This window comes from Achromobacter sp. ES-001, assembly GCF_019448355.1.
In the GTDB taxonomy this organism is placed as follows: Bacteria; Pseudomonadota; Gammaproteobacteria; order Burkholderiales; family Burkholderiaceae_B; genus Achromobacter; species Achromobacter spanius_B.
This window is the reverse complement of record NZ_CP079940.1, coordinates 992,833-1,016,001: the sequence shown is the minus strand read 5'-3', so window position 1 is coordinate 1,016,001 and position 23,169 is coordinate 992,833. Positions and strand designations below refer to the sequence as shown.

At 64.6% G+C, this 23,169-nt stretch carries 21 protein-coding genes; 8 read left to right on the top strand and 13 right to left on the bottom strand.

From position 1 onward, the window contains the following. Positions 1 to 26: 26 nt before the first annotated feature. Together KYT87_RS04405 and KYT87_RS04400 are read right to left on the bottom strand one after the other, a co-directional pair. Complete coding sequence (locus tag KYT87_RS04405) at positions 27 to 1,082, bottom strand: cytochrome d ubiquinol oxidase subunit II (RefSeq protein WP_046803495.1); 1,056 nt, start codon at positions 1,080 to 1,082, stop codon at positions 27 to 29. After that, positions 1,079 to 2,422, bottom strand: a complete 1,344-nt coding sequence (locus KYT87_RS04400) for a cytochrome ubiquinol oxidase subunit I (protein WP_046803496.1) — start codon at positions 2,420 to 2,422, stop codon at positions 1,079 to 1,081. The genes KYT87_RS04405 and KYT87_RS04400 overlap by 4 nt, the downstream gene beginning before the upstream one ends. A 136-nt stretch (positions 2,423 to 2,558) precedes the next feature. Here KYT87_RS04400 and KYT87_RS04395 point away from each other — a divergent pair, with 136 nt between their 5' ends. From KYT87_RS04395 to minE, 4 genes are all read left to right on the top strand, one after another. Then, positions 2,559 to 4,328 carry a glutamine--tRNA ligase/YqeY domain fusion protein gene (locus KYT87_RS04395; protein ID WP_219991765.1) on the top strand — a complete coding sequence of 590 codons (1,770 nt, stop codon included), beginning with the start codon at positions 2,559 to 2,561 and terminating at the stop codon, positions 4,326 to 4,328. A 175-nt stretch (positions 4,329 to 4,503) separates the two neighbouring features. Beyond that, positions 4,504 to 5,412: a septum site-determining protein MinC gene (minC, locus tag KYT87_RS04390; protein WP_120157388.1), complete on the top strand. Its 909-nt coding sequence runs from the start codon at positions 4,504 to 4,506 to the stop codon at positions 5,410 to 5,412. A 141-nt stretch (positions 5,413 to 5,553) separates the two neighbouring features. Then, the gene (gene minD / locus KYT87_RS04385; protein ID WP_006217655.1) at positions 5,554 to 6,369 is read left to right on the top strand and encodes a septum site-determining protein MinD; all 816 of its coding nucleotides are present in this window, start codon (positions 5,554 to 5,556) and stop codon (positions 6,367 to 6,369) included. 3 nt (positions 6,370 to 6,372) lie between these two features. After that, complete coding sequence (minE, locus tag KYT87_RS04380) at positions 6,373 to 6,630, top strand: cell division topological specificity factor MinE (RefSeq protein WP_006217654.1); 258 nt, start codon at positions 6,373 to 6,375, stop codon at positions 6,628 to 6,630. A 95-nt stretch (positions 6,631 to 6,725) separates the two neighbouring features. Here the strand turns inward: minE and KYT87_RS04375 are convergent, their stop codons facing one another. The 4 genes from KYT87_RS04375 to KYT87_RS04360 form a co-directional block, all read right to left on the bottom strand. After that, positions 6,726 to 6,950 (bottom strand): glycine zipper 2TM domain-containing protein, encoded by a 225-nt coding sequence (locus tag KYT87_RS04375; RefSeq protein WP_039882797.1) that lies wholly within the window; start codon positions 6,948 to 6,950, stop codon positions 6,726 to 6,728. Between the two features lie 189 nt (positions 6,951 to 7,139). Then, the gene (locus tag KYT87_RS04370) at positions 7,140 to 7,673 is read right to left on the bottom strand and encodes an isochorismatase family protein (protein WP_046803498.1); all 534 of its coding nucleotides are present in this window, start codon (positions 7,671 to 7,673) and stop codon (positions 7,140 to 7,142) included. 272 nt (positions 7,674 to 7,945) lie between these two features. Continuing rightward, positions 7,946 to 9,619 (bottom strand): energy-dependent translational throttle protein EttA, encoded by a 1,674-nt coding sequence (gene ettA / locus KYT87_RS04365; RefSeq protein ID WP_006217650.1) that lies wholly within the window; start codon positions 9,617 to 9,619, stop codon positions 7,946 to 7,948. A 231-nt stretch (positions 9,620 to 9,850) separates the two neighbouring features. Beyond that, on the bottom strand, positions 9,851 to 10,765 hold the full coding sequence (locus tag KYT87_RS04360) for a DMT family transporter (RefSeq protein ID WP_219991764.1): 915 nt from the start codon (positions 10,763 to 10,765) through the stop codon (positions 9,851 to 9,853). 308 nt (positions 10,766 to 11,073) lie between these two features. On the opposite strand from KYT87_RS04360, the gene KYT87_RS04355 reads away from it, so the two are divergent. Then, positions 11,074 to 11,595: a hypothetical protein gene (locus tag KYT87_RS04355; RefSeq protein WP_104143530.1), complete on the top strand. Its 522-nt coding sequence runs from the start codon at positions 11,074 to 11,076 to the stop codon at positions 11,593 to 11,595. A 79-nt stretch (positions 11,596 to 11,674) separates the two neighbouring features. On the opposite strand, the gene KYT87_RS04350 is transcribed toward KYT87_RS04355, so the two are convergent. The 7 genes from KYT87_RS04350 to KYT87_RS04320 form a co-directional block, all read right to left on the bottom strand. Then, positions 11,675 to 12,664, bottom strand: coding sequence for an ABC transporter ATP-binding protein (locus KYT87_RS04350; RefSeq protein ID WP_219991763.1), 990 nt, complete (start codon positions 12,662 to 12,664; stop codon positions 11,675 to 11,677). Then, positions 12,661 to 13,641 carry an ABC transporter ATP-binding protein gene (locus KYT87_RS04345; protein WP_046803502.1) on the bottom strand — a complete coding sequence of 327 codons (981 nt, stop codon included), beginning with the start codon at positions 13,639 to 13,641 and terminating at the stop codon, positions 12,661 to 12,663. The genes KYT87_RS04350 and KYT87_RS04345 overlap by 4 nt, the downstream gene beginning before the upstream one ends. Before the next feature lie 7 nt (positions 13,642 to 13,648). Beyond that, entirely contained in the window at positions 13,649 to 14,563 is a 915-nt protein-coding gene (locus KYT87_RS04340; protein WP_104143527.1) for an ABC transporter permease, read from the bottom strand. Further along, positions 14,563 to 15,552 (bottom strand): ABC transporter permease, encoded by a 990-nt coding sequence (locus KYT87_RS04335; protein ID WP_046803504.1) that lies wholly within the window; start codon positions 15,550 to 15,552, stop codon positions 14,563 to 14,565. Before KYT87_RS04335 ends, KYT87_RS04340 begins: the two co-directional genes overlap by 1 nt. A 64-nt stretch (positions 15,553 to 15,616) precedes the next feature. Further along, positions 15,617 to 17,188 (bottom strand): ABC transporter substrate-binding protein, encoded by a 1,572-nt coding sequence (locus tag KYT87_RS04330; protein WP_219991762.1) that lies wholly within the window; start codon positions 17,186 to 17,188, stop codon positions 15,617 to 15,619. Between the two features lie 236 nt (positions 17,189 to 17,424). Further along, positions 17,425 to 17,931 carry a MarR family winged helix-turn-helix transcriptional regulator gene (locus KYT87_RS04325; RefSeq protein ID WP_046803551.1) on the bottom strand — a complete coding sequence of 169 codons (507 nt, stop codon included), beginning with the start codon at positions 17,929 to 17,931 and terminating at the stop codon, positions 17,425 to 17,427. 26 nt (positions 17,932 to 17,957) lie between these two features. Beyond that, positions 17,958 to 18,320: a hypothetical protein gene (locus KYT87_RS04320; protein ID WP_146073902.1), complete on the bottom strand. Its 363-nt coding sequence runs from the start codon at positions 18,318 to 18,320 to the stop codon at positions 17,958 to 17,960. On the opposite strand from KYT87_RS04320, the gene KYT87_RS04315 reads away from it, so the two are divergent. The 3 genes from KYT87_RS04315 to KYT87_RS04305 are packed head-to-tail and all read left to right on the top strand — an operon-like array spanning position 18,301 to position 23,142. Next, positions 18,301 to 20,544, top strand: a complete 2,244-nt coding sequence (locus KYT87_RS04315; protein ID WP_219991761.1) for an indolepyruvate ferredoxin oxidoreductase subunit alpha — start codon at positions 18,301 to 18,303, stop codon at positions 20,542 to 20,544. The two genes, KYT87_RS04320 and KYT87_RS04315, sit on opposite strands and share 20 nt — an antisense overlap. Before the next feature lie 13 nt (positions 20,545 to 20,557). Next, positions 20,558 to 22,114: an indolepyruvate oxidoreductase subunit beta family protein gene (locus KYT87_RS04310; RefSeq protein ID WP_219991760.1), complete on the top strand. Its 1,557-nt coding sequence runs from the start codon at positions 20,558 to 20,560 to the stop codon at positions 22,112 to 22,114. Positions 22,115 to 22,164: 50 nt separating this feature from the next. Further along, positions 22,165 to 23,142, top strand: a complete 978-nt coding sequence (locus KYT87_RS04305) for a PDR/VanB family oxidoreductase (RefSeq protein ID WP_219991759.1) — start codon at positions 22,165 to 22,167, stop codon at positions 23,140 to 23,142. Positions 23,143 to 23,169: the final 27 nt, after the last annotated feature.

Below are 23,169 nucleotides of genomic sequence, written 5' to 3'. Positions count from 1 at the left end.
CCGCCCCGCGCCCCACGCCTCAAGCTTCAATACGACGGCGGCGGCAACAGCGGCACCGGCGGGCGTTCTTTACCGAACACCGACCGGTACGCCAGGATGTTGAACACCAACACCACCGGAATGCCCACGACCGCGCCCGCCATGACCAGGCGCATCGACCCCAGCGCGCCCGCGCCATCCCACAGCGTCATGTCGTCCAGGATCAGGTACGGGAACAGGCTGTAGGCCAAGCCGCTCAACATCAGCAGGAACAGCGCCACGCACAGCACGAAGGGCAACCAGCTGAAGCGGTCGGCGCGGCCGGGCAGGCGCGTCAGCAGCATTTCGGCCGCCACGTAGCCTGCCAGCATCAGCACCCACACCGTGGCGGCCAGGCTCAGGTGCGCGATGTTGCTCCATTTGTAGAAGATGCCGGCATTGGCCAGGCCCAGCGTCACGGCAATGGCCACCATGCCCACCGCCGTCCAGCGGATGGCGTGGCGCGCCCAATAGGCGGCGCGGCGTTGCAAATCGCCGTCCACGCGCATGACCAACCACGATGCACCCAGCAGCACATAGGCGGCTACCGCGCACAGGCCGACGAACATGGCGAACCAGCCGTAGCCCGCATCGGACTGATAGCCCGTGGCGATGCGCCCCAGCAGCATGCCCTGCCCGAACGCCGTGATGAGGGAGCCCGCCCAAAAGCCGAAGATCCAGCGCGGCTTCATTTCGTTGCGCGCGCGGATGCGGAATTCAAACGACACGCTGCGCAGCACCACGCCCAGCACCATGAACGTCAACGGCCCGTACAGCTTGCCCAGCACCGCCCCCCACGCAAACGGGAATGCCGAGGCGAACAGCCCCATGCCCAGCAGCAACCAGAATTCGTTGGCATCGCGCCACGGGCTCAACAGCGACATCATGCGGCCGCGCTCGTGTTCGGGCGCCAGTTGCAGCAGGATGCCCACGCCCAGATCGAAGCCGTCAAGGACCATGCCCGCGGCAATCACCACGAACAACAGGCCCATGAAGGCCAACGGCATCCAGAAAGAAGGGTCTTCGGGGCTGAGCCCCTGCGATGCGGCCAGCATGGCGATCATGGCGAGCCTCCGCCCAATTTACGTACCGGCACCACCCCATAGCGGGCGGCGTGAAACAGCATGCCCGTGAACGCGGCCAGCAGCAGGGCATACAGCAGGCCATAGCCCATCAGCCCGTAGAGCACCGTGCTGGACGGCATCTGCCCCAGCACTTCGGATTGCGTGATGGTGCCGTTCACCACGAAAGGTTGCAGGCCGATGATCGACACCCACCAAGTGGCCACCACGGCGATTCCGCCCGAAAACATCATGCCGCACAGCACGCGCTGCCACCACACGGGCAGCGTCGATGGGTCCAGCCCGCGCCGGAACGTCCACAGGAACGTCACGCACGCCACCGCCAGCATCAACAGCCCCGCCGCCACCGCCACCCGCAGCGACCAGAACGTCAAGGCCACCGGCGGCAACATGCCGGAATACTTGTCCAGGCCCCGGTAGGTGCCGTCGGCGTTGCGATGCAGCCAGCGGCCACCGGCATTGTGAATGGTGATGTCGGACACGTTGGTGTGGGCGCGCGCATCCGGCCAGCCAAACAGCACCAGCTGAGGTTCGGCGCCGCTTTCCCAGAAGCCGGCGGCGGCGGCGGCCTTGGCCGGTTGCAGCTTGGCCACCATCTGGCCCGCACCGGTGGCCACGGGAATTTGAAGGATCGCGGCCAGCACGGCGATGACCAGCGCGGTCTTGAAGGCGTTGCGTTCGCCATCGCCCAGCGGACGGCGCAGCGCCTGCAATGCCGTCACCCCCATCATCAGGAATGAGGCAGCCAGCGCCGCGCCCACCGCCACCACGGCCATGCGCCAGCCCAACGACGGGTTCAGCACCACGGCCACCCAGTCGTAGACCTGGTAGCGGCCATCGACCAGGATCGCGCCGTCGGGTGTCTGCATCCATGACTGCAAGGCCAGCACCCAGAACACCGCCACCAACTGGCCCACGGCCACCATGAGCACGGCCAGGGTATGGGCGCCGTCGGACACCCGGCGCTGCCCGAACAGCATGACGCCCAGGAAGCAGGATTTCAGGATGAATACCGACAGGATGCCGTAGCCCAGCAGCGGGCCGGCCACGTTGCCGATCTTGTCCATCAGGCCCGCCCACAGGCTGCCTATCTGGATCAGCACGGGCACGCTGGCCGCCAATGTCAGGACGAAGGCCAGCGCAAAAATGCGCACCCAGAACCGATAGGCGGCAGTCCAGCCGGGGCGGCCGGACCAGCGGGCGCGCACTTTAAAAAACAGAAGCACCCAGGCAAGCGCCAGGGAAACCGCCAGGAAAAGCGCCAGAAAGCTCAGGCTGGCCACGAACTGCGCACGGGCCAGGGAAAGGGTGGATATATCCATGATGGCCCGTAGTGTAGAGCCAGTTACAAGGCTGTGGGGACAGTTTGAAACCGGTTGCAGAGGGTTCAAAAAGGCCCTTGTTGCGGAACGTGGCAAAATTGACGCTTTGTCGCCGCTTTTTCCTATTCTTTCAAGAATGACCTCCGCCACGACGCCGACCCCTGCTGCATCCAATTTCCTGCTCAACATCGTCCAGGACGACCTCGAAGCCAACCGCTTCCAGGGCAAACGCTGGGCGGGCAAGCCTGGCCCGGCCGCCGTGCAGGAACAGGGCGACCCGGACCCGGCCCGCATCCGCACGCGCTTTCCGCCGGAGCCCAACGGCTACCTGCACATCGGTCACGCCAAGAGCATCTGCGTGAACTTCGGCCTGGCGCGCGACTTCGGCGGTGTCTGTCATCTGCGCTTTGACGACACCAACCCGGAAAAGGAAGACCAGGAATACGTCGACGCCATCATCGAAGCCGTGCGCTGGCTGGGCTTTGACTGGAAGGCCGCCGATGGCAAGGAAAACCTGTACTTCGCCAGCGACTACTTCGGCTATATGTACGAATTCGCCGAAGCCCTGGTCGAAGCCGGCCATGCCTATGTCGACGAGCAAAGCCCCGAGGAAATCCGCGCCAACCGTGGCACGCTGACCGAGCCGGGCACCGATTCGCCGTGGCGCAACCGCCCCGCCGCTGAATCGATCGCCCTGCTGCGCGAGATGCGCGACGGCAAGCATCCCGACGGCAGCCTGGTGCTGCGCGCCAAGATCAACATGGCTTCGCCCAACATCAATTTGCGCGATCCGGTCATGTACCGCGTGCGCCACGCCACCCACCACCGCACGGGCAACCAGTGGTGCATCTACCCCATGTACAGCTGGGCGCATCCGGTGGAGGACGCGCTGGAAGGCATCACGCACAGCGTCTGCACGCTGGAATTCGAAGACCAGCGTCCGTTCTACGACTGGATCCTGACGCGCCTGGCCGAACTGGGCAAGCTGGCCCAGCCGCTGCCGCACCAATATGAATTCGCCCGCCTGAACCTGAGCTACGTCGTCACCAGCAAGCGCAAGCTGTTGCAACTGGTGCGCGAAGGCCACGTCGACGGCTGGGACGACCCGCGCATGCCGACCATCTTCGGCCTGCGCCGCCGTGGCTACACGCCGGCCTCGATCCGCCTGTTCTGCGACCGCACCGCCGTGTCCAAGTCCGATTCGCGCATTGATTACAGCCTGCTTGAGCAAGCCGTGCGCGACGACCTCGACCCCATCGCGGCCCGCTCGGTGGCCGTGCTGGACCCGATCAAGCTGGTCATCACGAACTACCCCGAAGGCCAGTCCGAACCCTGCACCGCGCCGCGCAACCCGCACGACCCGGAAGCCGGCGTGCGCGAATTCCCGCTGTCGCGCGAACTGTGGATCGAACGCGACGACTTCCGCGAGGAAGCGCCCAAGAAGTACTTCCGCCTGTTCCCGGGCAACACCGTGCGCCTGAAGTACGGCTACGTCGTGCGCTGCACCGGCTTCACCAAGAACGAAGCCGGCGAAATCGTCGAAGTGCAGGCCGAATACCTGCCCGAGACCAAAAGCGGCACGCCGGGCGCGGACAGCGTCAAGGTCAAGGGCAACATCACCTGGGTCAGCGCGGCCCACGCGGTGCCCGCCCAGATCCACCTGTACGACCGCCTGTTCGCCGATGCGCGTCCCGACGGTGGCGACAAGGACTTCCTGACCTGCCTGAACCCGAACTCCAAACAGACCGTCACGGCCTGGCTGGAACCCGGCACCGTCGCCACGCCAGGCGCCACCTGGCAGTTCGAACGCCTGGGTTATTTCACGGCCGACCTGAAGGAATCCACGCCTGACGCGCCGGTGCTCAACCGCATCGTGACCCTGCGCGATTCCTGGGCGCAAGGCTAAGCCGCCGCGCCACGCCGCCACGCGTGCGTAACACGGAAAAAGGCGCCTTCGGGCGCCTTGTTCTTTCGTCTTCCCCCCTGCGCACCCCACCCCGGCGCGGGTTATCATGCCCGACATCCCGCAGCCGGTTACGCGCGCCGTTTTCCTGGCGCCCGGACCGCCAGCCACAATCAAGATGAATACTGAATCGCTAGCCCTGGACTTCAAAAGCGCCACCCTTTATGCCATTCGCGTGGTTCTGCACAGCGCGGACCCCGAACGCCTCGCCGCCGCGCTGGCCAAGCGCATGGCGGATGCCGGCAGCTTTTTTGAAAACGAACCCGTGGTCATCGACGCCAGCCGCGTCGAAGACGCCATCGACTGGCCGGCGCTGGTTGCCGCGCTGCGCGCGCACAACCTGCCCGCCATCGGCGTGGTCGCCGAAGGCGCCAACCTGAAGGCCGCGCGCGACGCCGGCCTGGCACCGGTTGAGCTTTCCACCCCGCCCGCGCGCCCTGCCCCCGTGGTGGACACCGCGCCGCCCAATGATGTGTCGACGCCCGTGCCGTCGGTGCCGGCCGCGGCCGTTGAAACCGCGCCCGCCCCCACGGATACCTCGGCGGCGGATAGCGCAGCCACGGATAACGCTGCCACGGATAGCGCTGCGGCTGACACGCCCGCCAAGCCCACGTCCGCCGAGCCGATGCCCGCGCGCGAAGCCAGCAACACCACCTCTGCCCCCACCCCCACGCAGGCCGCGCCGCATTCGGCATCGGCGCTGGTCATCACCAAGCCGCTGCGATCGGGCCAGCGCGTGTACGCGCGCCACACGGACCTGGTCGTGATCGGCATGGTCAGCCAGGGTGCCGAAGTCATCGCCGACGGCAATGTGCACGTCTACGGACCCTTGCGCGGCAAGGCCATGGCGGGCGCGCGCGGCGATACCTCGGCGCGCATATTCACGACGCATCTGGACGCGGAACTGCTGGCCGTGGCCGGCGTGTACCGCGTGGTGGAAGACAAGCTTGACCGCACGTTGCAAAACCAGCCGGCGCTGGTTCGCCTGGATGGCGACACGCTGCGGATCGAGGCCCTGAAAAGCTGATCGGACGATGGCAAGGCGGCGTGCGCGCACGCCACGCACATCGTCCGGAACCTCAGGTCTCAACACATTCTGTAAGAAGCCTTACATGGGCTTTTTGCTTTACGATAACGCGATTTATTCGAACATAAGGGTTTGATCGTCATGACACGCATTGTTGTGGTGACTTCCGGCAAAGGCGGCGTGGGTAAAACCACGACGAGCGCCAGTTTTTCCGCGGGCCTCGCGATGCGGGGCCACAAGACCGCTGTCATCGACTTCGATGTCGGCCTGCGCAATCTCGACCTCATCATGGGCTGCGAGCGTCGCGTGGTGTACGACTTCGTCAACGTGATTCAGGGCGAAGCCACCCTCAACCAGGCGCTGATCAAGGACAAGCAGCTTGAAAACCTGTTCATCCTGCCCGCCTCGCAAACGCGCGACAAAGACGCGCTGACGCAGGAAGGCGTGGAAAAGGTCATCAACGACCTGAAGGAAATGGGCTTCGAATACATCGTCTGCGACTCGCCGGCCGGTATTGAAACGGGCGCGCTGATGGCCGCTTATTTCGCCGACGACGCATTGGTCGTGACGAACCCGGAAGTCTCGTCGGTACGCGATTCCGATCGCATCCTGGGCATCCTGGCGGCCAAGTCCAAGCGCGCGGTGGACGGCGGTGAACCCGTCAAGGAATTCCTGCTGCTCACGCGCTACAACCCCAAGCGCGTGGTCGACGGCGAGATGCTGTCGCTGGGCGATATCGAAGACATTCTGCGCATCAAGCTGATCGGTGTCATTCCCGAATCGGAAGCCGTGCTGCAAGCCTCCAACCAAGGCCTGCCGGCGATCCACCTGAAAGAGACCGACGTCTCCGAAGCGTACAAGGACGTCGTGGCCCGTTACCTTGGCGAAGACAAGGCCCTGCGCTTTACCGATTACGAAAAGCCCGGTTTCCTGAAACGCCTGTTCGGAGGCAAGTAAGCAATGTCCTTCCTGTCGTTTCTGCTTGGTCAAAAGAAAACTTCCGCGTCCGTCGCCAAGGAACGGTTGCAGATCATCCTGGCCCACGAGCGGGGCCGCGGCGACTCGCCCGACTACCTGCCGCAGCTGCAGCAGGAACTTATCGCCGTGATTTCAAAGTACGTGAAGATCAACCCCGAAGACATCAAGGTGCACCTGGAACGCCAGGACACGCTGGAAGTGTTGGAAGTGAAGATCGAGATGCCGCAGAACGAAACGTGATGCGGCGGTCGCGCCGGTTTGCCGGCGCGAATCGCATCTTGGTCACGGCCAAAAAAAAGCCCGGCAATGCCGGGCTTTTTGCTGCTGGGCAGCGTTTAGTGCTTGCCGACCTGATCGCCGATCACGCCGCCGATCGCCGCTCCACCCACCGTACCCAGGACCCCGCCGTTGGTGATGACGGCGCCTGCGACGCCGCCCAAAGCGGCCCCGCCCACCGTGCTCTTTTGACGATGGCTCATGCCATCCCAGGACGAGCAGCCTGCCATGGCGGCGGTCATTGCGAGTGCGACACAGATTTTGGAAAGAGATGCGATTTTCATGATGAGGCTCCTATTCTTATCCCCGGGGCCGCACCATGGACCTGACGCGAGCGCGCGATCCCCATATGGGTTTAGAAACTTCAGGATCTCAAAATATCCGCACGTGTGGTGTTAGGTTTGCCCAGGAATTGTGTCAAACAGCGAGAGAATAATTGCGCGCCCCAGGGACGATGTTGCAGGGCGCGTCGGCTATTTGACGAGACGTAACACCTCGCGAAAACGGGGATGTTCGCAAGTTTGCATCCATTCGAATATCGCCATTTCCGATGTGACGATATCCGCGCCATGTGCCCGCGCGCGGCGCAGCGCGGCGTGGTGGTCCGATGGCTTGCGCGAGCCCGCCGCGTCCGACACGAGCACCGCGTGATAGCCCATGTCGGCCAGGCCGATCACGGTTTGCAGCACGCAGATATGCGCCTCGCAACCGGCCACCAGAATGGTCTTGCGCGCGGCCGGCAGCCACGCTTCAAAGCCCGGTTCACGCGTGGAAGAAAAGTGCATCTTCTGAAAAGTGGACTGCACGATGCCGCGCAACGGGTCCACGGTGACGCCCAGCATCTTGCTGTGATGCTCGGTGGCGATGACCGGCACATCAAGCAAGCGCGCGGCCTGTGCGAGCTTGTGCGTGGTGTGCAGCACGGCCTCATTGTCGTGAATGACGGGCATCAATCGGCCCTGCATGTCGACGATGAGGAACGTGGAATCGGAGGCTTGCAGCAGCATTGGGAATCTCCGGAAAGCCGGCAACGGAATAGAGGGGAACCGCAACGCGGCGCAGCCGAAGCGCGCGCGTGTTGCCTAATGATATAGCGGCGACCCGACCGGACAGGTTCAGCGTCTTGACGCCGGAGCACAGACGCTTGTCTTCGGTCCACAGCAAGGCACTGGACGCACGACGCAATTTTGATTTCATCGCCGCGAAAAAAATCCCGGCGCGTGGGCCGGGATTCTTGGACTGAACAAGCTGATTGCTAATTCAGCACTTACTTCAGCACTTACTTCAATGCCTTGTAGCGCAGGCGCTTGGGCTTGGCGCCTTCTTCGCCCAGGCGGCGCTTCTTGTCGGCTTCGTACTCTTGGTAGTTGCCATCGAAGAACACCACTTGCGAATCGCCTTCAAAGGCCAGGATGTGCGTGGCGATGCGGTCCAGGAACCAGCGATCGTGGCTGATGACCATGACGCTGCCGGGGAACTCCAGCAAGGCATCTTCCAGCGCGCGCAGCGTTTCAACGTCAAGGTCGTTGGACGGTTCGTCAAGCAGCAGCACGTTGCCGCCGGCGATCAGCGTCTTGGCCATGTGCAGGCGGCCGCGTTCGCCGCCGGACAGCTGGCCCACGACCTTGTTCTGGTCGCCGCCCTTGAAGTTGAAGCGGCCCAGATAGGCGCGCGACGACATTTCGAACTTGCCCACGGTCAGGATGTCGGCGCCGTCGGCCACCGCATCGAACACCGTCTTTTTGTCTTCCAGCGCATCGCGCGACTGGTCCACGTAGGCCAGCTTGACGGTTTGGCCGATGGTGACTTCGCCCGAATCCGGTTGCTCGCGGCCCGCGATCATGCGGAACAGCGTGGACTTACCGGCGCCGTTGGCGCCGATGATGCCGACGATGGCGCCCGGCGGGATCTTGAAGCTCAGGTTATCGATCAACAGGCGATCGCCATACGCCTTGCTGACGTTGTTGAATTCGATGACCTCGTTGCCCAGGCGCTCGCCCACGGGAATGAAGATTTCCTGGGTTTCGTTGCGCTTCTGGTATTCGTAGGATGACAGTTCTTCGAAGCGGGCCAGTCGAGCCTTGGCCTTGGCCTGACGGCCCTTCGGGTTCTGGCGCACCCATTCCAGTTCTTTCTTGATGGTCTTCTGGCGGGCCGATTCCGAGGACTCTTCCTGCTTCAGGCGGTCTTCTTTTTGCTCAAGCCACGAGCTGTAGTTGCCCTTCCAGGGGATGCCGTAGCCGCGATCCAGTTCCAGGATCCATTCGGCGGCGTTGTCCAGGAAGTAGCGATCGTGGGTCACGCCGACGACGGTGCCGGGGAACTTGTGCAGGAATTGCTCCAGCCATTCCACGCTTTCGGCGTCCAAGTGGTTGGTGGGTTCGTCCAGCAGCAGCATGTCGGGCTTGGACAGCAGCAGGCGGCACAGGGCCACGCGGCGCTTTTCACCCCCGGACAGGTTGCCGACGATGGCGTCCCAGGGCGGCAGGCGCAAGGCGTCGGCGGCGATTTCCATCTGGTGTTCGATGTCGTCCGAACCGCTGGAGGCGGCGGCGGCGATGATGGCTTCGAGGTCGGCCTGTTCAGCGGCCAGCGCGTCGAAGTCGGCGTCCGGCTCGGCGTAGGCGGCGTAGACCTCGTCCAGGCGCTTCTTGGCGGTGACGACGGCGCCCAGGCCCTCTTCGACCGATTGGCGCACCGTGTGCTCGGGGTTCAGTTGCGGTTCCTGCGGCAGATAGCCGATGTTCAGGCCCGGCATGGGAATGGCTTCGCCTTCGATCTCTTTATCGACGCCCGCCATGATCTTCAGCAGCGTCGACTTGCCCGAGCCGTTCAGGCCCAGCACGCCGATCTTGGCGCCAGGAAAAAACGAAAGCGAGATGTCACGCAGGATCTGCCGCTTGGGCGGCACGATCTTGCCGACGCGATTCATGGTGTAGACGTATTGGGCCATGGGCTCGTATAGGGAAAGAAAGCTGATGAACCGTCCATTGTAGGCCGGAACCCTGACAGGCGTGCGTCAGCGGGGGAACGTCGGGGTTACCCCCCCGTTCTCCGCCCCGGTTCTCCGTCCCTGTCACTGCCCGGGTCACTGCCCGGGTCACTGCCCGGGTCACTGTCCGGGTCGCTGTCCGGGTCGCTGCCCGGGTCGCTGGCCCGGTCACCGCCCCCCTTCGTCGCCCCTCTACCCTCGCCGTGCCCCCAGGCGCAGCGTACGCATCTGCGCCAGCATGACCCCGGCCAGCGCCAGCAAGCCGCCCACGATATGGAACAGATGCGGCTTTTCGTCCAGGAACACCGAAGCGATGGCCACCGTGCCCACCGGCATCAGGTTCAGGAAAATGCTGGCCCGGTTCGGGCCCAGGTGCTTGACCCCCTGCATCCACAGGAAAGGCGCAAACAGGGACGGAAATATCGCGGCGTACAGCACCAGGGGCACGTTGTCGGCATTCAGCGGCGACGGCGCGGCCATCAGGAATGCCGGCAACTGGAACAGCACCCCAAAACCAATCTGCACGTACAGCGACACCCACGGGCCCACCGGCAAGCCCCAGCGACGCAGCAGCACGCCATACAGCGCATAGGCCAGCGCGGCCATGCCCATCAGCAGGTCACCCGGGTTGGCGCCCACGGACAGCAGCCGCGCGGGGTCGCCTTCGCCGATCAGCAGGGCCAGACCGGCCAGCGACACCACGCCGCCCAGCATCGCCATCAGCGTGGGCCGCTGGCGCAGCACCACCGTACCCACCGCAATGGTCAAGAGCGGGATCATGGCGGTGATGATGCCCATATTGGTGGCGGTGGTGCTGGACGCGGCCACATAGGCCAGCCCTTGGTACAGCGCCATGCCCAAGCCGCCCAGCACGGCGAACTTGGGCAGGTACGGCAGGATCAGGCGGCGTTGCGTCCACACGCCTCGCAATGCGAACGGCGTCAGCACGGCGCCGGCCAGCGCCCAGCGGTAAAAGCCGATGACGGCGGGCGAGATCACGCCGGCGGCCATCTTCGTGACGATCATGTTGACGGACCAGATCAGGGCAGCCAACAGCGGAAACAGCAGGTAGCGGGCGGGAACGGCGGAAGGGTCGGATCGCGACATGGATGGGTGATGCGAAAGAGGAATATAAGAACAGGGCGCAAGTGTAGGGCCTGTCCGAATGACGGTGTGCCGTTGCCGCGGTACGCCATCGGGATACGGCCGCAGGTCGGGCATTGCCGGTGGAACAAAGGCTGAAAACAGGACGCCGGCAAGGCATTGAGCCGCCGGCCCGCGCGGGCCTGACAGCCTTGTAACGCCGCGTCATCCAAGCGCCTGATGCAACGCAGCGCCGATCGCGCGACAATAGCGCCTGACTTTACGTATTTTGCCGTGCCGTCGCGGCTTCATCGCGCCCAGGAACCCTCTTCATGTCCGCCTCAGCCACTCCCCCAGCCTCCGTCACCCACTTCAGCACGTCCGAGCTGGACATGCTGGCCAAGACCGCCGACGCCCTCAGCGCGTATCTGGGCAAGCCGGTGCTGGCCGAAGTCATCCTGGGCGACGAAGGCACCGAGTGGGTCACCTATGGCGTGCCGATGGACGAAGGCGCGGAAGCGGACGATGAGCAGACTCACGTCCAGATGGGCGGCGCGGGCTCGCGCCTGCTGGGCAATCGCGGCGGGCTGCCGCATGCCGATGACGACACCTACGACTGCCTGTACCTGTGGGCCGTGCAGATTTCGCTGAACGAAGGCGAACGCTTCATCAAGCTGGACCACGACGGCGAAGAATCCGCGTGGTCCGACAACCTGGAAGACGTCCTGCCCTTTGCGCTGACCGAAGAACCGCAAGCGGACCCGAGCACGGCCGACGCAGAGGACGAAGACGAGGACGAGGACGATGAGGACGACGACACGCCGTACGACTCGGTCCACGAACCCCGCCATTGATACCGGGCGGGGTCGGGTCCGGCCCGTGACGGCTTGGGCGCCATTGCAGCCCGCCCTTATCGTTCGGGCGCATCCTTCCTCAGGCGCGCCCTTCCTCTACCGCATGGCAGGCCACCACGGAAACCCCAGTCAACATGGCAACCGGCGCTTCGGCCCGGCAGCGGTCATTGGCGTGCGGGCAGCGCGGATGAAACGTGCATCCTGGTGGCGGGTTCAGCGGATTGGGCACTTCGCCGGCCACCGCCGTGCGCGGCTTGCCCGCCCCGTTGATATCCGGAATCGCTTCAAGCAGCATCCGCGTGTACGGATGCCTGGGCCGCGCAAACAGTTCATCGCGCGGCGCCACTTCCACCATCCGGCCCAGGTACATCACGCCCACCCGGTCGGCCACATGGTGCACCACCGCCAGGTTGTGCGAAATGAACAGATAGGTCAGCCCCAGCTTGCGTTGCAGGTCCTTCATCAGGTTCAACACCTGCGCCTGCACCGATACGTCAAGCGCGGACGTCGGTTCGTCGCACACCAGGAATTCCGGGTTCACCGCCAGCGCCCGCGCAATCGAGATGCGTTGACGCTGCCCGCCCGAAAACTGATGCGGATAACGCCCCTGATCAGCCGGGTCCAGCCCCACCTGCAACAGCAATTCACTGACGCGCGCCACACGTTCGGCGGGCGTCATGGTTGTGTGCGTCAGCATGGGTTCGGCGATGATGCGGCCCACGCGCCAACGCGGGTTCAGGCTGGCGTACGGGTCCTGAAAAATCATCTGCAAGCGCTTGCGCAGATTGCGGCCACCCTTCTCCGACATGCGTGACAGCGGCTGGCCGTCGAAACGGATGTCGCCACGCGTCAGTCCGTACAAGCCCACCAGCATGCGCGCGACCGTGGATTTTCCACAGCCCGATTCGCCCACCAGCGCCAGCGTTTCACCGCGTGCAATGTCGAACGACACACCGTCCACGGCGCGCAGCATCACACGCGGCTTGCCCGCCAGCTTGCGTTCCAGCCACGGCGGCGACACGTCGAACCAGCGCGCGGCATCCTTTACTTCCACCAAGGGCGCGTTCATGCGGCCACCATCGCTTTGTCGTCATGCAACCAACAGGCCGCGCGGGACGTGCCCGCCGGCAGTAATTCGGGGCGCTCGGTCGCGCAGCGCGGCAGGCGCTGGCCGCAACGCGGATTGAACGCGCAGCCCGGCGGAATGGCGTTCAGGCGCGGCATGCTGCCGTCGATCTGCACCAGCCGTTCCGTGTGCCCGTCCATTGACGGGATGGACCCCATCAACCCCGCCGTATAGGGATGGCGCGGCTTGTGGATCACGTCGGCCACCGGCCCGATCTCGGCCACGCGGCCCGCGTACATCACCGCCACGCGGTCGGCGGTTTCGGCGATGACGCCCATGTCGTGCGTGATCAGCATGACCGCCGTGCCGTGGTCGCGGCACAGGCGTTTCAGCAGTTCGATGATCTGCGCCTGGATGGACACATCCAGCGCCGTGGTGGGCTCATCGGCCACCACCAGCTTGGGCTCGGCCGCCAGCGCCAGCGCGATGACCACGCGTTGCCGCATGCCGCCCGAGAACTGGTGCGGATAGTGGTCGATGCGTTCACGCGCGGCCGGGATGCCGGTGGACGCCAGCAATTCCACCGCGCGGTTGCGCGCCTGCGACCACGTCATGTCCAGATGCGTGACGATGGTTTCCGCCAACTGCCGGCCCACCGTGTACAGCGGGTTCAGCGACGTCAAGGGGTCCTGGAACACCGCGCCGATTTCGCGGCCGCGCACGCGGCGCATCTGCTCGTCGGGCAGGTTGTCGATGCGGCGGCCCGCCAGCAGGATTTCGCCCGCCGCGATACGGCCCGGCGGTTCCAGCAGGCCGATGATGGAGGCGCCGGTCAGCGATTTGCCGGCGCCCGATTCGCCCACCACGCCCAGCACTTCGCCGGCCTGGATGGAAAAGGACACGTCGTCCAGGGCGCGTAGCGTGCCGCGGCGCGTGGGAAATTCCACGCGCAGATTGCGGACTTCCAGAAGTGCGCTCATGGTTACCTCAATTCAGCCGCGGGTTGAGCGCATCGCGCAGCCAGTCACCCAGCAGGTTGACCGACAGCACCAGCAGCACCAGCGCCGCGCCCGGGAAAATGGTGATCCACCATTCGCCGGAAAACAGGAAATCGTTGCCGATGCGGATCAGCGTGCCCAGCGACGGCGCGGTCGGCGGCACGCCCACCCCCAGGAACGACAAGGTCGCCTCGGTGATGATGGCGGTGGCCAGGTGCACCGTGGCCAGCACCAGCACCGGCCCCAGCACATTGGGCAGCACGTGGCGGAACATGATGACGGGCGAGGCCACGCCGATCACGCGCGCCGCCTGCACGTATTCGCGGTTTTTCTCCACCAGCGTGGACCCGCGCACGGTGCGTGCGTACTGCGGCCAGCCGGCCAGCGCGATGGCGCCGATCAGCACGGGGAACGCGATCAGCTCGTGCATCTCGCGCGGCACGGCGGCACGCGCCACGCCATCGATCAACAGCGCGATCAGAATCGCCGGGAACGACAGCTGCACGTCGGCCACCCGCATGATGAACGCATCGATGCGCCCACCCGCGTAGCCGGAAATCAGCCCCAGCACGATACCGATCAACATCGACAGCAGCACCGACGCCAGCCCGATCAACAGCGACACGCGCGTGCCGTAGAGGATGGCGGAATACAGGTCGCGGCCCTGGCTGTCGGTACCCAGCAGGTAGGTGGCCTGGCCGTTGGCTTCCCAGGCGGGCGGCAGCAAGGCGTCCAGCAGTTCTACCGTAGTCAGATCGAACGGGTTGTGCGGCGCGACCCAGCCGGCGCCGAACGAGCCGATCAGCAGCGTCGCCAGCAACAGCGTCGCAATGATGGCCACGGGCGCGCGGCGCCAGGCCCAGGCAATGTCGCTGTCCCACCAACGTTTGAGTGCGGCGCGCATCAGTGAGCCCCCCCGGCGCGAGTCATCCCGGAACGCAAGCGCGGGTCGACGACGAAATAAAGCAGATCGACCACCAGGTTGATCACCACGAACACCAGCGCGATCAGGCACAGGTACGCGGCCATCACGGGCACGTCGGCAAATTGCACCGCCTGGATGAACAGCAGGCCCATGCCCGGCCACTGGAATACGGTTTCCGTGACGATGGCAAACGCGATGATGCCGCCCAGTTGCAAGCCGGTGATCGTGATGACGGGCACCATCGTGTTCTTCAGCGCGTGGCCGAAGTGAATGGCGCGGCGCTTCAGCCCCCGTGCGCGGGCGAACTTGATGTAGTCGGACCGCAGCACTTCCAGCATTTCAGAACGCACCAGGCGCAGCACCAACGTCATCTGGAACAACGACAAGGTGATGGACGGCAGGATCAGGTGCTTCCAGCCGGTGGCGGTGAACAGCCCCGACGTCCACCAGCCTACGGCGACGGTATCGCCCCGCCCGTAGCTGGGCAGCCAGCCCAGCTGCACCGAGAACACCAGGATCAGCAGGATGCCGATCAGGAAGGTGGGCAGCGACACGCCCAGCAAGGAACCGGCCAGCAGCAGCTGCGAAACCAGGCTGTTGCGCTTGAGCGCGGTGTACACGCCCAGCGGCACGCCCACCACCAGCGCCAGCAAGGCGGCCACCATGGACAGCTCCAGCGTGGCCGGCAGGCGGGACTTGAGCAAAGTGGAAACGGGTTCGCTCTGGCGCAGCGAAATGCCGAAATTGCCCTGCGCGGCGTTGGCCACGAAATGGCCGAATTGAACGATGGCGGGCTCGTTCAGGCCCAGGCGTTCACGCAGTTCGACGCGCTCGGCATCGGTGGCGTCCTGCCCCAGCATGATGGTGACAGGGTCGCCGACGTATTGGAAAAGCACAAAGGCCAGTAGCGCGACGGTGAGCATCACCGCTACGGCCTGCAACAGGCGGCGCAGTATGAAAGCAAACATAGGGGAACAACCAAAAACAGACGGCGCGCGCCGGGTGGGCGCCGCGCCGTCTGGTTAGCCGGGATCAGTCAACCTTGACCCAGTCGGCAACAAGGCGATTATCGGCACGGTGGATAACCGTGACGTTCTTGCGCATCGCCCAGGGGATGACCTGGTCATGCAGCGGGATGTGGCCGAAGTCCTTGGCGTGCCCTTGCAGCACGGTGATGATGTCGGCGTCGCGCTTGGCGGGATCGGTCTCGGTCTTGATGCGGTCGATGATGACGTCAAGTTCCTTGTTGCTGTAGCCGCCCAGGTTGTACATGCCGTCCGCGCCCTCGCCCTTGGTGCGGATCAGGTTCTGCAACGAGTACATGGCGTCGAACGTGGGCACGCCCCAGCCGAACAGGTAGGCGCTGGTGTCGAACGACTGCACCTTGGGGAAGTACGTGGAACGCGGCATGGCGTTCATCGTGGCCTTCACACCCACCTTGGCCCACATGCCGACCACGGCCTGGCAGATGGCTTCGTCGTTGATGTAGCGGTTGTTGGGGCAGTCCAGCGTGAAGTTCAAGGTGCCGTCGTAGCCAGCTTCCTTGAGCAACGCGCGCGACTTTTCGGGGTCGTAGGGCACGCGCTTGTGCACCGATTCCGCCCAGCCATGCACCTGCGGCGCGATCATCGTGCCGGTGGGCGCGGACAGGCCGCGCATCACGGCGCGCTTGATGGCGTCCACGTCGATGGCGCGGTACAGCGCTTCGCGAACGCGGATGTCCTGGAACGGGTTCTTGCCCTTGATGTTCGAGTACTGCAATTCCGGACGCTTCTGGTCCAGGCCCAGGTAAATGGTGCGGTATTCGTTGCCTTCGACCACCTTCTGCGCCTGGCGCAAGCGCTCCAGATCCTGCGCGGCGGGGTCCAGCACGAAGTCGATTTCGCCGGACAGCAACGCGGCGGTGCGCGTGGCGTTCTGCTTGATGGGCGTAAACACCACCTCGGTCACGTTGCCGACCTTGCCGGCCTTGTTCCACCAGTCCTTGTTTTCTTCAAAGACGGTGCGCACGTCCACTTCGCGCGTCTTCAGCTTGTAGGGGCCGGTGCCGTTGGTGTTGCGCGCGCCAAAGGTCTCTTCTTTGTTGACGTAGTCCTGCGGCTTGGCGATGTTGTTCTTTTCGGACCAGGCCTTGTTCATGATGAACACGTTGGTCAGCTGGCGCAGCAGCACCGGGTTGGGCGCCGACGTTTCGATCTCGATGGTCAGGTCGTCGATCTTGCGCGCTTCCTTGATGCCGGTCGTGTAGGCCTTGTAGTTCGACGTGGGCGCCATGGCGCGGTGAATCGAGAACACCGCGTCGTCGGCGGTGAAGGCCGCGCCGTCATGGAACTTCACCCCGCGGCGCAGCTTGAAGCGATACAGCGTCGGCGACACCTGTTCCCATTCCGTGGCCAGGCGCGGCACCACCTTGAACGTCTTGTCGTAGTCCACCAGCGGCTCGTAGATGTAGCTGTTGGCGGCGATCGTCATGCCCTCGTTTTGCGAGTGCGGGTCGAACGTAAGGATGTCGCCTTGGGCGGCCCAACGGAAAGTCTTGGCCTGCCCGATCGAGGGCACAGCCACGGCGGCGGCGATCGCGATAGCAATCAAAGTGCGGCGCATAGGGGTTAACTCCTGACATTAGTCTGAATACCGGCGCCGAGTGTGCCTACGCGTAAGACCCCAGTCAATTCAGGGTTTATGCGTACCGTGGCCCCTTTTCACAGAGGGAGATCTATTAAGGGACGTATAAGCATGTAACAAAATTGTCGGGTCGAACAATGTTCGAGTGCGCGGATGCAACGTCCGCCATCACCGCCCGAATCACCGCCCGAATCACCGCCCGAATCACCGCGCACTTATTCCTCGGCGTCGATCGGCAGTTCCAGCGGCACGTGCTCGGTCATCAACACTTCCAGCATGTCGATCAGCAGCGCCGCCTTTTCTTCGCCAAACGGCGCCAGCACGGCTTTTTGATGTTGCAACGCCTGTTCGCACAGGCCCGCGATCAGGTGGGTGCCCTTGGTGGTGATGCACACGCGCGTCTGGCGGCGGTCGGCCCGCACGCCGGTGCGCGCCACCAGCCCCTCGGCCTCCATCCGCTGCACCACCTTGCTTAGCGTGGGTTGCTTGGTGATGGCCAGCACGGCCAGCGTGCCGATGGTTTCGCCGGGGCTGCCTTCCAGGCTGGCCAGCACCCGCCATTCGGTCACCGATAGCCCGGCCGCCTTGACCTGCATATGGAATTCGGCCGAGATGCGCTGGCTGGCCTGCGCCAGCAGGTATGCCAGATAGCCGTCAACGAAACGCGGCCCTGAAGTGCCGCGCCCCGTCAGTTGTGTGTCCCGCTGCTTGTCCAACCGCATGTTGCTTTGCTCCCACGCACCGGAATTCATGAATGGCCGACGGCCGAAAAAACGCATTGCACCACGACGGCGCAAACGCGCGCCATGATGCACGGCAATGCTGTTGCGCAGCACAGGGTATACCCCGAATCGCAACCCGTTTTTGCACCATGGCGGGGCCGAAAACCCGCCATGAAGCTAGAGAACAACCAGTATATACATCCTTGTTTTAGCGTGATATTTTTTGATTTCCATGAAATTTCATCTTTTTTGTTGACAGCTAAAACGTTGACTCCTAAAGTATTTTTCAGACGACAATTTCGTGGCACGACGATGCTGCACGGCAGCAAGGCTTGAGGACCGGTCATCCGGCCCCACCAGGAGTTCGAGATGGCTGAAAGGTCTTTCAAGAAAGAAGTCCAGCAGTTGCGCATCGGCGCCGGCGAAGAATTTCGCGGCGAGGGCATTCTTGCCGTCACCAAAGCCTTGCTGCAATCGGGTGTGGGCTATGTGGCGGGCTATCAGGGTTCGCCCATTTCGCATTTGATGGATGTGCTGGCCGACGCCAACGACATCCTGCAAGAACTGGGCGTGCACTTCGAGGCCAGCGCCTCGGAAGCCACCGCCGCCGCGACCCTGGCGGCGTCCGTCATGTACCCGATACGCGGCGCGGTCACGTGGAAGTCCACCGTGGGCACCAACGTGGCGTCGGATGCGCTGGCCAACCTGGCATCGGGCGGCGTGACGGGCGGTGCGCTGGTCATCGTGGGCGAAGACTACGGCGAAGGCTCATCCATCATGCAGGAACGCTCGCACGCGTTCGCCATGAAGTCGCAGATCTGGCTGCTGGACCCGCGCCCCAACCTGGAAAGCATGGTCAAGGCCGTGGAAGACGGCTTTGAATTGTCGGAAGCCAGCAAGACGCCGGTGATGCTGCAACTGCGCATCCGGGGTTGCCACGTGCATGGCCGCTTCATTGCCAAGGAAAATAAGCGGCCCGCGTTTTCGCTGGCGCAGGCGTTGGAAAGCCCGGCGCGCGACACCAGCCGCATCGTGCTGCCGCCCGCGTCCTTCCTGCACGAGCAGGAAAAAATCAAGGACCGCTGGCCCGCCGCCATCCGCTATATCAAAGAACACAAGCTGAACGAGCACTTTGACGGCGACCAGGACGATATCGGCCTGATCCTGCAAGGCGGCCTGTACAACGGCGTCATCCGCTCGCTGCAACTGCTGGGCCTGGCCGATAACTTCGGCAACAGCCGCATTCCGCTTTACGTCATGAACGTGACCTACCCCGTCATCGAAGACGAAGTCACGGAATTCTGCCGGGGCAAGCGCGCGGTGCTGCTGCTGGAAGAAGGCCAGCCGGACTACATCGAACAGAACCTGCACGCCGTGCTGCGCAAGGCGGGTATCGACACGCACCTGTCCGGCAAGGACGTGTTGCCGATGGCGGGCGAATACACCACGCAAGTGATGCGCGACGGCGTGCGCGAATTCTTGAAGCGCCATCGTCCTGAATCGCTACAGACGCATGCGGCGGTGGCGGTGGATGCGGTGGCCCAGGCCCAAGCCCAAGCCCCCAGCAGCCAACTTGAAATCACCGAAGTCGCGCGTCCGAAGCCTGCCGCAAAGCGCGTCGAGCAACCAATCACCTTCCACAAGCAGGTGGACGGGCTGGCCTCGGTGGTGCCGCCGCGCCCTGCCGGCTTCTGTACGGGCTGCCCCGAACGCCCGATCTTTTCCGCGCTGACGCTGGCCCAGGAAAAGCTGGGGCAACATCACATTTCCTGCGACATCGGCTGCCACCTTTTCTCCATCCTGCCGCCCTTCAACCTGGGCGCCACCACCATGGGCTACGGCCTGGGCGCCTCCAGCGCGGCGGCGTTCAATGTGCCCGCCGCCAAGCGCCCCATTTCCATCATGGGCGACGGCGGCTTCTGGCATAACGGCTTGTCGTCCGGCATCGGCAACGCGGTATTCAACAAGTACGACGGCGTCATCGTCATCGTCGACAACTTCTATGCGTCGGCGACCGGCGGGCAGGACATTTTGTCGTCGCGTGCCGACAACCCCGATCGCTCCACCAACAACCCCATCGATCATGCCGTGCGCGGCGTGGGCGTGAAGTGGGTGCGCACGCTGGACCGCACCTACGACGTGGCCAAGGTGCGCGCCACCATCGAAGAAGCGCTGACCACCGACATCAAGGGTCCGAAGGTCATCATCGCGCAGTCCGAATGCATGCTGAACAAGCAGCGCCGCATCAAGCCGCTATTCAACAAGGCCGTCAAGGAAGGCCGCCGCGTAGTCAAGGAACGCTTTGGCGTGGACCCCGACGTGTGCACCGGCGACCACGCCTGTATCCGGCTGTCCGGCTGCCCATCGCTGTCCATCAAGGACAGCGGCGACCCCTTGAAGGAAGACCCGGTAGCGCACGTGGAAAGCAGCTGCGTGGGCTGCGGCAACTGCGGCGAAGTGGCCCATGCCGCCGTGCTGTGCCCGTCTTTCTATCGCGCCGATATCGTGCACAACCCCACCGGCACCGACCGCTTCCTGGCACGCATGCGCGGCGCCGTGATCGGTTTCCTACAACGCCGCCGCGCCGCGCGGCTGGCCCAATACGCCCTGTAAGGACTAGCCCTTCATGAACCCGCCGGCAATGCAGCAAGGCAACCCCATCAAGATCGCCATCCTGGCCATGGGCGGCCAGGGCGGCGGCGTCCTGGCCGACTGGATCGTCGACATGGCCGAGCACGCCGGCTGGTGGGCGCAAACCACATCGGTGCCCGGCGTGGCGCAGCGCACCGGCGCCACCATCTACTACCTGGAACTGCTGCCCGAAGCGGACGTGGCGCGCGCCGGACGCCCGCCCGCGTTGGCCTTGATGCCCACCCCCGGCGACGTGGATCTGGTCGTTGCCGCCGAACTGATGGAAGGCGGCCGCGCCATCCAGCGTGGCCTGGTCACGCCGGAACGCACGGTGTTGCTGTCCTCGTCGCACCGCAGCTACGCCGTCAGCGAAAAGTCCGCGCCCGGCAACGGCATTGCCGACCCCAACAAAGTGCTGGAAGCCGGCCGCGCCGCCGCCAAGCGCTTCCTGTGCTTCGACCTGCAAGACCTGGCCGACCGCGCCGGCAGCGTCATCAGCGCCAGCCTGTTTGGCGCGGTGGCCGGCAGCGGCGCCCTGCCCTTCACGCGCGACGACTACGAGGCCACCGTGCGGCGTGCAGGCCTGGGCGTGGACGCCAGCCTGCGCGCCTTTGCGCTGGGCTTTGACGCCGCCCATGCCGCGCCCGCCCAACCCGCCGCCATCGACCTGACGCGCCCCGTGCCCGACGTGCCCGAACGCGCCGCCAGCCCGAAGACGCAGGCGCTGCTGGACACCATCAAGCGCGACTTCCCCGCCTGTGCGCAGCCCATGCTGACGGCCGGCGTGCGCCGCCAGCTTGAATTCCAGGACGCCGCCTACGCCGCCGACTATCTGCGCCATATGAAGGCGCTACGCGACCTGGACGCCCAACACGGCGGCGATGCCCAAGGCTGGGCGCTGACCTGTGCCGCCGCGCGCTACGTCGCCACCGCCATGGCCTACGACGACGTGATCCGCGTGGCCGACCTGAAAACGCGCGGCACCCGCTTTGAACGGGTGCGAAACGAAGTGGGTGCACGGCCGGACCAACTGGTGATGACGACCGACTACATGCACCCGCGCCTGGAAGAAATCTGCGGCACGATGCCCACGCGCATGGGCCGCTGGCTGGAAGGGTCCAAGGCCTTCGGCGGCTTTGTGGAACGCCGCCTGGGCAAAGGCCGCTTGATGCAAAGCGGCACGCTGGGCGGCTTCCTGATGCTGTATTCGCTGGCCGGCATGCGCCGCTTTCGCCGCCGTACGTTGCGCCATCAAATCGAATCGGAAGGCTTGCGGCAATGGCTGGACCTGATTGCCCGGCTGGCGCCGCAGGACTACGCCCTGGCCGTTGAAACCGTTAATTGCCGGCGCCTGGTCAAGGGTTATAGCGATACGCACGTGCGCGGCGGCGGCAAGTATCGCCAGCTGATCGCGGCGGCGGCACAGCTGGTGGGCCGCCCCGATGCGGCCGAGACGCTGCGCACGCTGCGCGAGACCGCGCTGGCCAACGAAAGCTGCGCCCCGATGGAACGCCAGATGGCCGAGAAGCTGGCCGAAAAGCTGGCGGCCTGATCCCGCTACCCGAATACCGGAATACCGGAATACCGAAAGAGACAAACGCCGTGCAGACACTGAAACTGATCGTCCGGGAAGTCCGGCAAGAATCGCCGTTGATCCGTTCCTTCCGGCTGGCGCGCGAAGATGCCGGGCCGCTGCCCGCCTTCGGCCCCGGCGCGCATCTGAAGGTCACCGTGCCCGGTGTGCATGAACCGCGCTGCTATTCGCTGGTGCAGCTGACGCCCGACGCCGGCCAGTTCGCGCAGCCCACCGAATACCGGCTGGGCGTACGGCTGGAAGAAACCAGCCAGGGCGGCTCGCGCCACATGCATGCGCTGGCCGAAGGCGACACGCTTAGTGTCGAAGGCCCCAAGAACGATTTTCCGCTGCATGAATCTCCGGCAGGCGACGAACCCGTGGTGCTGATCGCGGGTGGCATTGGCATTACGCCGGTGGCGTCCATGGCCGCCGCGCTCAAAGCCGCTGGGCGCGACTTTCATCTGCACTACTGTGGCCGCAGCAAGGATCAACTGGCCTTCCTGCCCGAACTGGAAGCGCTGGCAGGCAGCAGCCTGACCGTGCACGCGGACGACGACCCCGCCTGCCGCTTCGACCTGCAAGCGCTGCTGGCCGCTTCCAACCCGCGCCAGCACCTGTACGTGTGCGGCCCCAAGGGCTTGATCGATGCCGTGATTGCCGGCGCCAGGGCCCGCCACTGGCCCGATGCCCACGTTCACTTCGAACTGTTCGTCACCGCCGCCGCGCAAGCCGGCGACCAGGCGTTTGAAGTCGAGCTGCGCCAGTCCGGCCGCACGCTGACCATTCCCGCCGACAAGACCATCGTCGACGTCATGGAAGAAGAAGGCTGCGACCCGATGTACGACTGCAAGCGCGGCGAATGCGGCGTGTGTCAGGCAACGGTGCTGGAAGGCGAGCCCGATCATCGCGACTACTACCTCTCGGACACCGAGAAGGCCAGCGGCAAGATCATCCAGATCTGTATCTCGCGCGCGAAATCCGCCCGCCTGGTGCTGGACCTGTAACGCTGCCGCCCCGACGACAAGGAAGCG

Bases quoted from the DNA above. Each gene is read 5' to 3' on its own strand.
- KYT87_RS04315 (WP_219991761.1), top strand. From the start codon at position 18,301: ATGGCTGAAAGGTCTTTCAAGAAAGAAGTCCAGCAGTTGCGCATCGGC.
- minC (WP_120157388.1), top strand. From the start codon at position 4,504: ATGAATACTGAATCGCTAGCCCTGGACTTCAAAAGCGCCACCCTTTAT.
- KYT87_RS04325 (WP_046803551.1), bottom strand. From the start codon at position 17,931: ATGCGGTTGGACAAGCAGCGGGACACACAACTGACGGGGCGCGGCACT.
- KYT87_RS04330 (WP_219991762.1), bottom strand. From the start codon at position 17,188: ATGCGCCGCACTTTGATTGCTATCGCGATCGCCGCCGCCGTGGCTGTG.
- KYT87_RS04310 (WP_219991760.1), top strand. From the start codon at position 20,558: ATGAACCCGCCGGCAATGCAGCAAGGCAACCCCATCAAGATCGCCATC.
- minE (WP_006217654.1), top strand. From the start codon at position 6,373: ATGTCCTTCCTGTCGTTTCTGCTTGGTCAAAAGAAAACTTCCGCGTCC.
- KYT87_RS04350 (WP_219991763.1), bottom strand. From the start codon at position 12,664: ATGAACGCGCCCTTGGTGGAAGTAAAGGATGCCGCGCGCTGGTTCGAC.
- KYT87_RS04395 (WP_219991765.1), top strand. From the start codon at position 2,559: ATGACCTCCGCCACGACGCCGACCCCTGCTGCATCCAATTTCCTGCTC.
- KYT87_RS04370 (WP_046803498.1), bottom strand. From the start codon at position 7,673: ATGCTGCTGCAAGCCTCCGATTCCACGTTCCTCATCGTCGACATGCAG.
- KYT87_RS04335 (WP_046803504.1), bottom strand. From the start codon at position 15,552: ATGTTTGCTTTCATACTGCGCCGCCTGTTGCAGGCCGTAGCGGTGATG.
- KYT87_RS04355 (WP_104143530.1), top strand. From the start codon at position 11,074: ATGTCCGCCTCAGCCACTCCCCCAGCCTCCGTCACCCACTTCAGCACG.
- KYT87_RS04340 (WP_104143527.1), bottom strand. From the start codon at position 14,563: ATGCGCGCCGCACTCAAACGTTGGTGGGACAGCGACATTGCCTGGGCC.
- KYT87_RS04405 (WP_046803495.1), bottom strand. From the start codon at position 1,082: ATGATCGCCATGCTGGCCGCATCGCAGGGGCTCAGCCCCGAAGACCCT.
- minD (WP_006217655.1), top strand. From the start codon at position 5,554: ATGACACGCATTGTTGTGGTGACTTCCGGCAAAGGCGGCGTGGGTAAA.
- KYT87_RS04400 (WP_046803496.1), bottom strand. From the start codon at position 2,422: ATGGATATATCCACCCTTTCCCTGGCCCGTGCGCAGTTCGTGGCCAGC.
- KYT87_RS04345 (WP_046803502.1), bottom strand. From the start codon at position 13,641: ATGAGCGCACTTCTGGAAGTCCGCAATCTGCGCGTGGAATTTCCCACG.
- ettA (WP_006217650.1), bottom strand. From the start codon at position 9,619: ATGGCCCAATACGTCTACACCATGAATCGCGTCGGCAAGATCGTGCCG.
- KYT87_RS04360 (WP_219991764.1), bottom strand. From the start codon at position 10,765: ATGTCGCGATCCGACCCTTCCGCCGTTCCCGCCCGCTACCTGCTGTTT.
- KYT87_RS04375 (WP_039882797.1), bottom strand. From the start codon at position 6,950: ATGAAAATCGCATCTCTTTCCAAAATCTGTGTCGCACTCGCAATGACC.